This window comes from Clostridia bacterium (assembly GCA_024685775.1).
Taxonomy (GTDB): Bacteria; Bacillota; Clostridia; order Christensenellales; family CAG-1252; genus CAG-1252.
Genome location: JAIKVL010000006.1, coordinates 1 through 12,678 on the forward strand (window position 1 = coordinate 1; position 12,678 = coordinate 12,678).

13 protein-coding genes are annotated in these 12,678 nt (G+C 50.3%); 1 reads left to right on the plus strand and 12 read right to left on the minus strand.

The window, feature by feature from the left end:
- Positions 1 to 2,701: hypothetical protein (locus tag K5753_01435; protein ID MCR4725865.1), on the plus strand; the 2,701-nt coding region annotated here is incomplete at its 5' end.
- A gap of 542 nt (positions 2,702 to 3,243) precedes the next feature.
- On the opposite strand, the gene K5753_01440 is transcribed toward K5753_01435, so the two are convergent.
- The 12 genes from K5753_01440 to K5753_01495 form a co-directional block, all read right to left on the minus strand.
- Positions 3,244 to 3,618, minus strand: a complete 375-nt coding sequence (locus K5753_01440) for a hypothetical protein (GenBank protein MCR4725866.1) — start codon at positions 3,616 to 3,618, stop codon at positions 3,244 to 3,246.
- Positions 3,615 to 4,241 (minus strand): hypothetical protein, encoded by a 627-nt coding sequence (locus K5753_01445; GenBank protein ID MCR4725867.1) that lies wholly within the window; start codon positions 4,239 to 4,241, stop codon positions 3,615 to 3,617. Before K5753_01445 ends, K5753_01440 begins: the two co-directional genes overlap by 4 nt.
- Positions 4,242 to 4,454: 213 nt before the next feature.
- Complete coding sequence (locus K5753_01450; protein ID MCR4725868.1) at positions 4,455 to 4,934, minus strand: hypothetical protein; 480 nt, start codon at positions 4,932 to 4,934, stop codon at positions 4,455 to 4,457.
- 305 nt (positions 4,935 to 5,239) lie between these two features.
- Positions 5,240 to 5,467, minus strand: coding sequence for a hypothetical protein (locus K5753_01455; protein ID MCR4725869.1), 228 nt, complete (start codon positions 5,465 to 5,467; stop codon positions 5,240 to 5,242).
- Positions 5,464 to 6,045: a hypothetical protein gene (locus K5753_01460; protein MCR4725870.1), complete on the minus strand. Its 582-nt coding sequence runs from the start codon at positions 6,043 to 6,045 to the stop codon at positions 5,464 to 5,466. The genes K5753_01455 and K5753_01460 overlap by 4 nt, the downstream gene beginning before the upstream one ends.
- Before the next feature lie 224 nt (positions 6,046 to 6,269).
- Complete coding sequence (locus tag K5753_01465; GenBank protein MCR4725871.1) at positions 6,270 to 7,274, minus strand: alpha/beta hydrolase family protein; 1,005 nt, start codon at positions 7,272 to 7,274, stop codon at positions 6,270 to 6,272.
- A 59-nt stretch (positions 7,275 to 7,333) separates the two neighbouring features.
- A complete protein-coding gene (locus tag K5753_01470) occupies positions 7,334 to 8,035 on the minus strand; it encodes an MBL fold metallo-hydrolase (GenBank protein ID MCR4725872.1) in 702 nt (233 codons plus the stop codon).
- Positions 8,036 to 8,080: 45 nt separating this feature from the next.
- The gene (locus K5753_01475) at positions 8,081 to 8,902 is read right to left on the minus strand and encodes an alpha/beta hydrolase (GenBank protein ID MCR4725873.1); all 822 of its coding nucleotides are present in this window, start codon (positions 8,900 to 8,902) and stop codon (positions 8,081 to 8,083) included.
- Positions 8,903 to 9,083: 181 nt separating this feature from the next.
- Entirely contained in the window at positions 9,084 to 9,857 is a 774-nt protein-coding gene (locus tag K5753_01480) for a hypothetical protein (GenBank protein MCR4725874.1), read from the minus strand.
- A gap of 438 nt (positions 9,858 to 10,295) precedes the next feature.
- Positions 10,296 to 11,096, minus strand: coding sequence for a hypothetical protein (locus K5753_01485; GenBank protein ID MCR4725875.1), 801 nt, complete (start codon positions 11,094 to 11,096; stop codon positions 10,296 to 10,298).
- An 87-nt stretch (positions 11,097 to 11,183) separates the two neighbouring features.
- Positions 11,184 to 12,023 (minus strand): hypothetical protein, encoded by an 840-nt coding sequence (locus K5753_01490; GenBank protein MCR4725876.1) that lies wholly within the window; start codon positions 12,021 to 12,023, stop codon positions 11,184 to 11,186.
- 14 nt (positions 12,024 to 12,037) lie between these two features.
- Complete coding sequence (locus K5753_01495; GenBank protein ID MCR4725877.1) at positions 12,038 to 12,556, minus strand: hypothetical protein; 519 nt, start codon at positions 12,554 to 12,556, stop codon at positions 12,038 to 12,040.
- Positions 12,557 to 12,678: the final 122 nt, after the last annotated feature.

Genomic DNA, 12,678 nt, shown 5'->3' on the forward strand with positions numbered 1-12,678 from the left:
CGTCGTCGCGGAGCTCATAAAGAAGTTTCAGTACAACACGTCGGAGCCTCGCGCGGTGTTCCTCTCTATGTTCGGTTACGAGGACGGGGGCGCCTTTATGCAGGCTTTCCGTGACGTGCTTGACGGCGAGACGAAGGCGGGGGCTATTCGCTTGGAGCTCATCACAAAGATCGACGAGTTTATGCGCGATCATAAGAACTACAAGAAGCGCCTCGCAAACGACACGATCACGGTCGCCGGGCACGAGATCAACGTGCAGGTCGCGATCTCCCTCTATATGCTGTCCGTGCAAGAGCACTCCATCCCCGGACTCAAGGAGGGCGGATGGGGATATACCGACAGCAAGGGCTATTGGGTGGACTGCGGCACATTGACCGACGAAGACATCAAAGCGCTTGCACGCGCGCTTTCCGAGGCTGACAAGGATTTCGTGAAGACTCTCCGCGCTTTCTTCGACAAGGGCGGCGAGTATATGAAGGCAACGGACGAACTGCTCAAAGGCTATTCGACGATCACTTTGGAGAATAGCGATTACTTCCCGATCATTCGTTACTCAAAGGATAGGGCGGAGAGCATAGACAAGAATTATATGCTGGCACTCTCGAACGCCTCCGTGCAAAATATGGGGATCACAAAGACGAGGACGGAAAACAAGCTCCGTCTCGACGTCCACCCGATCTTGTCCGTGGTGGAGCGCCACGCGAAGCAGATCGGACAATACGCAGGGCTCGCCGTGCCGATCAAGACGATACAGCAGGTCTATAACTGCAACGTGTCGCAAGTGAAGGGCGGCGGCTCCGTGTCTATCCGCAACACTATAAACGAAAAGGTGTGGAACGGCTTCGACAGGTATTTCACAAACTGGCTCGCCGACGTTCAAGGAATGGGGAAGTCGCGCTCTCAAATGGATAACTTCGTGGATCGCATCAGAAGTAACTTTGCGAAGTTCCAGCTCGGCGCGAATATTAAAGTCGTGCTCTCGCAGATGGCGTCTTTCCCGACGTCGTTTTGCGTTCTCTCGGCTCCGGCGATGGTGCGAGCGTATGGTCACAAGCCCAACCTTAATAATATGGATAAATATTGCGCGTGGGCGCGCGTGCGTAATAGTGACCACGGCGTAGTGCTCGCTGAAGGCAACCTCGACAAGATCGGCGCCGTCGGCGACGTGTTCACGAAACCGATACAATGGACGGACCGTCTGACGATCGGCTTCTTGTGGAACGCCTGCCAATGCGAGGTGGAGGCGAAGCATAAAGGAGATGCCGCATACAAGTTCGGCACCGAGGCGAATATGGAAGAGGCGGGGGTGCTTCTTGAAGAGGTCGGACGCCTTACGCAGCCAAACTATACGCAAACTGAAAGATCGGCAATGCAACGGAGCGACAATCAGATCGCGAAGAGTCTCTCGATGTTCTTCTCCGTCCCGTTGAAGCAATACTCTCGTTTGATCGAGTCCATCGGTCGCGTGCGTGCCTTGCGCTATAAGAAGAACGTCCTGCACGAAAATGTCTCCGCTGCAGAGATGAACGCCGCGAGAAAAGGTCTCGCCAAGGCGGCGACGGCTGTCACGGTGGCGAACCTTATATATGCGCTCATGGGGCAGCTCGTGAAGTTCTTGCTCAACAAAGACCGCAAGGACAAAGACGGCGAGGAGATCGGATGGGTCGAGGATTTCTTCAAAGATTTCGCATCCACCTCGATCGGTATGATCCCGCTCGTGAAAGAGGTCTACAACGTTTTCAACGGGTACGAGGTAGAAGAGGCTGTCACTTCGACGATCAACGACTTCGTTAAAGGCGCGAAGGGCGCGGTTGAGCTGCTCGGAACGATCGGAGACGACGAACCGCACGAGGCGAGAGACTATGCAAAACCGCTCCGCGACTTTATCTATGCGTCCGGGCAGATCCTCGGGATCCCGACAAGAAACCTCTACAGTCTCACTTTCGGCATCGTGAACCGCTTCGACGAGAGCGAGGCTTACAAGTGGAACTCTCTCTTCTACGCGCAGAACTATGTAAAGGATCTGAAGAAGGCGATCGAGGAAGGTGACGAGGGCAAAGCATCGACAATCGTCGGTCTTATGATGAAGGACGACGGTATGACCTCCACGTCGCCGCTCGTAAATAAGAAGCTCCGCGAGCTTTACGGGAAAGGCTATACCGTCCTCCCGAAGACGGTCCGCGACAGCATTACCTACGAAGGTGAGACGATCAAGCTCTCCGCGAAGAGTCAAAAGGCTTTCAAAGACACTTACAGCGGCGCGAATAAGGAAGTCGAAAACTTGATAAAGGCGTCCTATTTCAACAAGCTCTCGGAAGAGGTGCAGGCGAAGTCTATCAAATGGATCTACGACTATTACTACGAGAGCGCCGTCTGCGAGACCGTGGGCGAGGAGAGCAACTCGAAGAAGATGCTCTTCGCCGAGACGATGCCAGTCAGCAAGTTCGCTATGTCGATCGCGGCGTGCTCCGCCGTCGAAGGAAAGGTCGACAAGAAGGGCAACACGATCGCCGGGACGAAGAAGGCGGAGGTGATGAAGCTGCTGAACAAGCTCTCGCTCACTCGTGCAGAGAAGGCGTTGATCCTCGCGTACCTCGGGTACTCGGTGGACGATTATGCCGAGCTCATAAAGAGTTATATTCGCAGGATTGGGCTCTCAAAGGCACAGCAAAAAGCCTTCCTTGCATACTGCGGTTTGTGATAATTTTGTGACAATTATATCAAATAGCACAATATGTCGTATTAAAATAATGATATCAAATACAACATATTGGATATAGGAGAATCCCTATCTCTCCGCCAGTTTAGAAAAAGTCGGGTTTATCCGACTTTTTTAATGCAAACTTAACGATAGGGATTTGAACGAGAGCGTTAAGAAAAGGCGCCTTGATTTGGCGCGTTTTTAGCGGCTGACCGAAGTTGAGCAAAAGGCAAATTACAAGCAAAAACGTTATGCCTTTTGCGAAACAAGAGCAAATCCCTATCTCTCCGCCAAAAAGAACCTAAATTGAACACGCTTCAATTTAGGTTCTTTTTTATCCAAACCGCAAGGTTTGGCATATCATCACACCTTCAGGTGTGTATATCATCAAGGTGCTTGCGCCTTGTATAATGAACGACTATCAAACGTGTGCGACGTATTAGAAAAAGTGCGAATAAAAGCAATGGAAGGTTTTGAACGAGCTTAATTATTCATTTTACGTTACTACCGCTCCGCCAAAAGGATCACTTGAGGTTCGTTTTTTAGCTGTTATAATCATAAGCGATTTTATTTTTCTTTTTTCCTTCTAAGTTCAAGATAAAGCCCTCTTCAACTTTGCACCATTGGTGCTTATGCTTTTCCGGCAAACTATCTCTGATCGTTTCATCATCACAATGGTTATCTTTTACAAGTTCAAGATCCTTGATTTTTATTCCGATGCATATGTCATCTTTAAGTTGAAAGATATTCTCCTCTTTACTCATGAAGTCTTTATCATATGCTCTTTGATCTTGAAAGTTCACAAAAAAACTATCCCAACGGATATCCGCTTCAATGATCGTCCCGATCATACCCATTTTTATTCCTTGCTTTTCGTAATTATTGTTAATTACTTTAACTTCATCCAACAGTTTCATTCCTGCCACCCCCCAATCGGTGTATTCATTTTGATTTTTCCATTCGGGAAAACCAAAACCATGTAATTCGTTTTCAATTTGTAGGTTTTCCCTTCTTTTTCGTTTGCCCCGGGGATATCGACAAATATGTTGATTTTACAACCATATCGTGAGATATTTTGAATCAGATATTTCCCGTAAAAATATGCCTCCTTCGTTTTTTGCAACAAGACGTTAACAAAAGCATCATATTCCCCATTATGATATCCCATAGCCTCGAGCCATCCTGATTTCGATTCATACAAATACTGAGTTTTCCCAATGGGAACAATCATTTGTATTTCCGAGATATCGTTTGGCTGTATTGGGATTTCCTTACAGTGGCATCTGGAATGATACAATCCGAGGGTAAGCCCTTTACTCAAACAGTCAACAATATTATCCAAAGAATAATTCATCGTTTCAGGCTTCTTCCCATGCTCATTTTTAAACCAACATTGATTCACGGCAACACATTTAACACAATGATTCTCGGTAGTTCCTTCGATGATGCCCGTGTCATACCCGTAATCATCCAGTGTTATCGTATTTTTATCGTCAACCACTTGGATCCAATTCCCAAGAGCTTTTTCAAACTCAATCATATTATACAAGACCTCCCTCACGAAAAGCAAAAGGTTGGAGAAACTCCGGCATTTCTTCAACCTTCAATTACATTATACCATATCATTTTTCGAAACAGGTAATTTTGTGACACCGTGTTTTCAAAATACAATTTTGATTACTATCTCTCCGCCATTAGATACAAAAACGAACCCCAAGGATCACTTGAGGTTCGTTTTTGTTAGATAACTTTTTTAAACAATTCTTAAATCACTCGTTTTGACTGCGACTGCACTATCGTAAGCCGCAGCTTCTTTCGGCTCATAGAAATCCACTTCCACCTTCCCCGAAACAACGCTGTCATCCACAACACATCCGACCGCAGCCTTGTGTATGCCGAACTTAGCGTAGCACTCTCTTTCGACGATCAATTGCACCCGATCACCGATCGAGAATGGTAGAGTATCCAAAATAGTTTTTGCATTGGCATAGACCTTTTCTAAATCCGAAAAGATCTCTTTTTTAATCTCTTCGGGCAATTGTTCGCTTTCAACGATCAAGTCACTCTGCTCTAATTCTCTGATAATATACTCGCCCAGAATCTTCGGATGAAAGAACAAAACTTCGGCAGTATGCGCAAAGACCTTCAGCACTATCCCGTGCGTATCTTTCTGAAGTCCCGGTTCCGCCTTGAGCTTTTCGTTGTTTATCCTTATCAAATCAGCTTTTTTCATTTTATCCATCCTCCGAAAGGGGTAATAAGTACGATCTCACCCTCGGGTCGCAGCATCCATCCCGAATAGAACGTCTTTGAGCTTAGCGAGACGGGGATCGCCAACTGTTGTCCGTGTTCATCAAGTTTCTTTCTTTTATATTGTCCGCATAGTTCAAACGCTCGGATCGTAGATCCTTCGCGCGCTTTGGCTAAAAACGCCGCACTGTGGCGTTTTCTTAACGCGTCGAGCCTTATCTCTCCGCCATTAGCGACAAAAACGAACCCCCGGGTTTACTTGAGGTTCGTTTTTGTTTTCCTATTTAATTATTCGTTATCGGGAATCACCTTTAAGTCTTCGACCCGAACGCCGACATCTTTCTCCGTCGTGCAATATATCCCGTCTTTATCTTGATAAATCTCACCATCAAAATACACGAGGACGTAGCCATTACGTTCTTCGCCCATAATCGTCCCTTTATCTCCTACTTCAACTCCGGCTTCTCTGTATTCTGTCCTTTCTTTTATTAGTTTTACTCTATCCAGTTCTTTCATTTTTTACCTCCGTATGGCGTAGCCAAAACCAATTCGCCGTCGGGGTATGCCATCCATCCGCTCACGAAAGACACAGTTTCTCCTGTGTCCTTTGTTTTTAAGTGTATCACAATATTGATCCTTTGTCCATACCCATCTCTTTTTCCCAAAACATACTCTCCGCATTGAAATGCTATTTGTGCTTGCCTGTCAATCTCTTTCTTTAACGTCTCGGCATTAATGATCGAAAATCCCCATTCTTCAAATAACGTTTTTTTTCCTTTATCTTTGCCTTGGTTAAACACGTATTTTGTATACTTTTCTATTGCGCTTCGGGTCTGAACGTTTAGCCCCCCAACTTCTTCATAGTAACAATGGCAATGTTCGTGCAATGGATTCTCAGGACAATTCCCTTTAACAAAACAACATCCGTTCATATTAAGACAACTTGCACAGTGTCTTGTATTTACAGCAGGGTTTTCAGCATAATTCTTTCTTTCTGCCGCTGTCTTTGCGGGCATTGATCCCGGATGGATCCATTTTACCCATTCGCAAGAAAGCATCTTTTTTACATAATCATTTGCTTGCGATAATTCCATATTCTCCTCCTTTCTATAATACAAAAGGTTGGAGAAACTCCGGCATTTCTTCAACCTTCAATTACATTATACCATATCATTTTTCGAAACAGGTAATTTCGTGACACCGAGTTTTCAAAATTCGATTTTGGTTACTACCGCTCCGCAAAAAAAATGCAGGAAACGATTCCTGCATTCGATTTTCCTATTTCTTTGATTCGTTTTTTTTATTGATTCGCGGTGGGTCAGCGCCCCATAAGCGCGTGAACGGCGCGCCATGCTTTATCCGCATAGAAGCGGTGACCTTCTTCGCCGATGACGTGCGTCAAGCGGTCGCCGAAGCCCAAAAAATCGTAGGCGCGTTTGCCTTGCTCGAAGCAGGCTTTCGCGCCCGCGAGCGGGAAGATCTTGTCTTCCGCGCCGTTGACTTGGACGTAGAATTTGGGGCAAGCCATCGCGATGAGGTCGCCCATATCGAAGTATAAGCCGATGCGCGGAACGTAATTGCAGGAGCAGTGGTGCATCGCGCCGATCGAATCCTTAAAGGTGCAGACGGCGCAAGAGGGCATCGCGAGTTTGATCCTGTCTTCAAGCGCGGCGGCGTATGCGGTTGCCGTTCCGCCTCCGGAGTTGCCCGTCAGGCAGATCGCGTTCGCGTCCACCTTGTCCGAAAAATAGGTCTCGACCGCGTCGATCATCTGACAGACGTCCCAAACGCGTTCGCCGATCGTCGTCCGCCCCATTAAAAGCGCGGTCATCGCGGGTTCCAAGCAAGCGTCAAGCTCTTTATTCGGGTTTTTCAGTTCTCCGAACGAACGCTGTTCCATGCAGATCGCGGCGAATCCTTCTCGGACGGCGCGAATGCAAAAATCGCGGTTTCCGTTTTTGATCGAAAGCGCGTCCTTTTCCTGCTTGACGATGCCGAGGGAAATATACATGCCGGGGGAATGCCCTTGCAGGCAGATGATCAGAGGAGGCTTCTTGACTCCGTCGGGAAGCAACAGATGCGCCGGAACGTAATAGCCGGGTTCGGTTTGGATGGTGAATCGGGTCTCCGTGTAGCCCGTTTGCTTCTTCTCCCATTCGACGGAAAGACCAAGCGCCGCCGTCTGCATCCGATCGGTCCCGATGAGTTCCCGCAGCTTTTCGCGCGCCGCTTTTTGCCACGTTTTCAAATCGCCGCCGTCGTAACTCATAGACGGCTTGATCTGTCGGAAAAGTTCTCGTTCGTAATCATACGTGCATTTCATTCGGCGCATCCTCCTCGAAATCGGGATATAGAACCCGAATTCCGTTATAGTTTAGCATATTATTTGAAAAGTTTGCAAAGTTTTCGCTTCGCTTGTCTATCGACGAATTTCGCGAGTTCGGATTTGGGAAAGGGGTTTCCGTGCCCGGGGTATAATAACTTGCCGTCCGTCGCGAGCAGCCGCCTCCAACTCTCCGTGAGCTTTTCGTTATCTTCGATCCAAAGAGGGGAGTAGCCCGTCGCGCCCGCGCCGTTCATACAAATATCGCCGACGAAGATCTTATCGTCCACCGTGAAGCAGAGATCGTTATCGGTGTGACCGTGCAGGACGAAAAAGCGGACGCCTTCTTCCGCAAGCGGCTGCGTTTCGGCGTCGATCGCACCCTCGACGCTCGGCGGGTCGAACGTCTGAAAACGCGGGGTCGCCGCAGAGATGCGATTCAGTAAGAACGTGCTTTTGCGCGAAATGAAAACGTTTTGTTCGTTTTTCCCCAACAAAAGCCGCTCTTTTTCGGCAGGTAAGTAAAGGAGCGTCGCGCCCGTGTCCGCAAGGATCTTTTTCAGAAAGCCCGCGTGATCGGCGTGAACGTGCGTTAGGACGACGTAGCGGATCGAGGATAATTCGATCCCGTTTCGCTTCGCTTTTCGAATAAAACGCCCGTAATCGAAAGAATAGCCCGAGTCGACGAGCAGCCAACCGTCCTTTATTTCGATCAAATAGGCGTTTGCGTAGAACGTTCCCAAGTTCAAAACCGTTTTCATATCGTTTCGTGCGTTTCGTTTTCGGATCGAAGGGGTCCCGAGCCCTTAAAATTTCTCTTCGCAGTACGAGCGGAAAAACCGCGCCATATCCTTCGTCCAAGCGGAGAGAACGGTCGCGGCTTCGGCGTTCTCGTTCAGTTCGAGCGAACCGTCGGACATCCCGTGGCCGCCTTTCGGATAGACGTGGATCTCGTAGGGAACGCCGTGCTCGGCGAGGGCGAGGGCATAGCGCAAACTGTTCGCGGCGGGGACGAGATTATCCGTTGCCGTCGTCCAGAGGAAGGTCGGCGGCGTCTGCTTCGAGATGAGGTTTTGCGCCTTCAAAACGCCTTTGAGACGCTCTTTTTCCGCGCTTTCATAAGAGAATAGGAGATTTTCGAAAGATTCGTCGTGATCGTCGATCACGGGGTAAGAAAGCCCGACCGCGGTAACGGCGCAATCGAGCAGAACGCCCGCGCGCTCGCTCAACGATGGAAATTCGCTCGAATAATCCGCGACGAGGTGACCGCCCGCCGAAAAACCGACGGCAAAGATCTCTTTCGGGTTTACGTTCAGCCGCTTCGCGTTTTTGCGGATGAAATCGATCGAGGACGCAAGCTCGAAAAGTTGCTCGGGATAAGCCGCGCCTTGCTCTCGGCAAAGATAATTCAAGATCGCAACTTGATAGCCTTTGGCGAAAAAGTCCGCGGCGATCGGCTCGGCTTCGCGCTTCGCGACGCCCCAATACGCGCCGCCGGGGACGACGATGACCATTGGACGCGCCCAGCCTTCTTTGATCCCAAACGGGCAATCTATTGCGAGGATCCGCAGGTAGCCGCCCGAAAGGAAAGGGTATTGATCTTTTAACTCTATGGTTTCGAATTTCATACGTTTTATCCCGAATGACGTCACGCCGCTTTGATCGGTCGATTTTGATCTTTCGCCGCCTTATGGCGGCGAGGCGCGCGTCGCGTTGATACTATTATAATAACGTAGTCAAAAAAAAGCAAGCCCCGCGAGGTTCGAAATGCGGGGCTTGCGAATGCGAATGGATGGTGGTTCGGTCGGTTTACCAATTATACAGGTCGTAGACCGAGATCGCGCGCGAAGAGGGAATATCCGAGGGCGCGTAATCCTGCGACTTATTCCAAATCGTCGCGTGATCGCTCTTTTTGACGCGCAGGAACATAAAGCCCGCGACCGTCTTTCCGGAATTAACGGCGCTCCAATTTACCGTGTAGGTGTCGCTACCCGCCTCGGTCTTCACCATATCGTAGGTAGCCGCGGCGGCGCCGCCCTCGTACCAAACGTAGACGCAGGCGTCCGCGACCGAAGAATCGAACCAACCGACGTTGATCCGAACGGTGAGCGCGTAATAGGGCGTTCTCTCGTCCGCGGGGATCTCGGTGAGATCGCCGCTCGAAAGGGCGATCGAGTGATTCGAGGGGATCGAGGTGATTTCGCCCGTCTTGTTGTACATATAGGTTCCCGCGGCATTCATTCGGATGACGACGACTTTGGAAATCGTCTTGGCGGCGTTCGTCTGAACGGTGTAAGAATTCGCCGCCGTCCGCGTCATCGCCGCCCCGGGGTAGGGGGCGTTCGTCGAAGAATCGGAATAGGTGATGAAGATATTTGCGCGGCAATCGTCCGATTCAAACCAAGAGACGCCCGCGGTGTTGACGCTCAAAACGCCGTCCCAAGCCGCGGAAGATGCGGAAATCGCAACGACTTTTGCGGACGGACGAACGGAATAAGCGGCGAATGCGCCGCCTACGAACGTCGTGCAGACCAGTAGGGCTGCGAGGAATAATGCAATTTTCGTGATACGGTTCGTTTGCATATTTCTCCTTTTTGATTCGTCAAGCCGATCCGATCATCAAATATCGGTATTCGGCGATTTCTCCGCTTCACTTCGTTTCGGTCGAAATGACATTAGGTTATGCCTGTGCGTCCTCTTCTTTTTGTCATGTTGAGCCGCCGAAGGCGTGTCGAAACATCTCAACCGCTTTGGGCGTGCTGCTTCGCATTAGGGGATCCTTCGACTTCGCTCAGGATGACGAGGGGGAAGGACTGCTGTGCCTTAGGGGATCCTTCGACTCCGCTCAGGATGACGGAAAGGAAGGACTGCTTCGCATTAGGGGATCCTTCGACACACTCGCATTGCTCGTGGCTCGGGATGACGGAAGGGGGGGATCCTTCGACTTCGCTTCGCTCCGCTCAGGATGACGAACGTCTCTCGGGATGACGAACGTCTCTCGGGATGACGAAGGGGCAGGGATCAGTCGAAATCGGAGCCGTCCGAATCGTCGCTGTCGAGGTCGTCGTCGCTGTCGAGGTCGTCGCTGTCGAGGTCGTCGCTGTCCTCGTCGCTCTCTTCGGAATCGTAGTTCCAATCGCCGAAGAGCTCGTCGATCTTCTTTTCTTCTTCCGTTTTGCCGCCTGCTTTCTTTGCGTTTTCCTTTTTCGTGATCGAGTCGTTTATAAGGACCGTGATCAGGATGACGGCGACAATGCCCGCCACGGCGGCGATGCCGTAATAGCTTTGAATGAATTTAACGAAATCGCCCCAGCCTTGCCCGGCGTTTTTCGTCAAAATGCCCGAAAATTCGTCGATCGTCCGTTTTCCGTCCGTGACGTTATTCGAGTCGCCTCGGGTCGTGTACCAGACGTTTCCGTCCGCGCCCGTTTCTATTTGAACCACACGATGCACGATCGTCCGTTTTTGCCCGTCTTTGATCTCGGTAAACGTAACGACGTCATAAAGGTGCAGTTTTTCGTCCTTTTTAATGCGGCGGGTGATGATGAGGTCGCCCACCTGAATGCGGTCGTCGTGACCTGCGAGGAAGTCTTTATAATCGGGATTGACGTGCGCCATACTCGGGGTCACGACGACGAAATAATTCGCGCCGAACATCCCGAACGCATTCTCTTTTCCCGTGAGTTTTCCGACGATTCCGATGATCCCGACGGCGATGACCGCGAGGATCAAAATATAAAAAATAATATTGCCAATGATCTTGGCAACGCGGAGTCCTTTATTCTGTTTTTTCTGCGTTGGATTCTGAGAAATTTGTTTCATAGTTTCGCGTACCAACGAGGCGAGGACGGTTTCCCCGAAAGGGGACCCCGCACGGATTTTCCGCGCGGGGTGAAGTTGATAGCGATTTTATTCGATGTAGGAAATGTAGGGGTGACCTTCGTGGTTGACATCAATCTTGTAGGTACCAGCCGTATTAATGGTGATTTGTCCGCCACTATTCGAGAAGTTTTCGGTTGCACCAGACCAGAAATCGTGCCATACCAAGGGTTCGCCGCTAACGACTTTGAAGGTGTCACCAACAGCGAAAGTATGGGTTACGGTCGCCAAATCTCCATTTTGTACACCAGTCGAGCTCATCTTTACGCTGCTTTCATTCGGCGTCCAAGAGGTGACTCCGTTGATCGTTCCAACAACATAGTATGCGGTCGGATCAAAGGTAAATACGGATTCATTGTTGACCGCCCAAGTGACGGTGAGGGTGCCGGTCTTTTCCGCCGCGAGGGAGAAGTCCGCGATCGCCGCGGCGCTGAGCGCCATCGTAATGCGATAATACTTGGGAGTCGCGCTGAGCGCGATATCCAAGCCTTGCGCCGTCGTGGCGTCATTCGCCGCACTGCCGAGAGTTCCGCCGACGGACGGGATCTCGTTCACGGTGACGTCGATATAAGCCGCCAAATCACCGGCCTTCGCGACCTTGAAGATGCCGTGGACGCCGTCCGCGAGGGCCGCGTTCGAGATGGAAAGGGTAACGTCGACGGTTTTGGAAGTGTGTCCCTCAGCGGGGCTGATGCCCGAGAAGTCGAGGGAAGCGCTGGTTCCGATCGCCAAATTGCATGCTTCGCCTTCGGTGGCGGAGATGTTGACGGTCTTGTTGGAAGGAGTCGTCTTATAGAGCGCGAAGCAGGTGCCTGCGATCGAAAGGACGAGGACGATTGCGATAACAGTTACGAGTAAAGTCTTTTTCATATCGTCTCACCTCCTTACGCTTGCTCCGCAAGGACCAGCGTCATCGAACCGCCGACTTCGGAGACGGTGGCGCCGCTCGATAAGCCGAAGCGCGCGTAGATCGTTCCGTCCGCGGTCAATCCGTTAATAGTGATGGTGCCTTGCCCGTTTTGGGTCACTGCGGTTCCTTCCGCATCGATGGCGTGCGTCGTGGCGTTCAGCTTCAACGGCGTCGTGCAGTTCGAATCCGTAAACAAAGCAACGTTTACGTATTCCACCGATTTCGGCGCACTGTTGGCGATCGACAGCGTCAAAGTGCCGGCGGGCGCGTTCGTGGATTTCGTTACGGTGTACGCGATCGTGTAGGTCGTGTAGACGCCTTCTTCGAGAACGAGGTCGCCGGTGGTGCACTCACCCCAGTTCAAGGCGAGATACGTATCGGCGGTCAAAGTTCCGGATACGGGCGTTGCGCTGTTGAATTGGGTAAGAGCGAGAGCCGTTCCTGCGACCGCTACGCATACCACAACAGCAACAATCAGTAAAATTTTCTTCATAGTGTTCCTCCTTAAAAGATTCGTTGCCGTCCTCGCTAAGTTGGGCAACTTATATATATTTTACACGATTGTAATCGTAATTGCAATACCCTATTTTTCAAAAAATAGGAAAAAAATTAAAG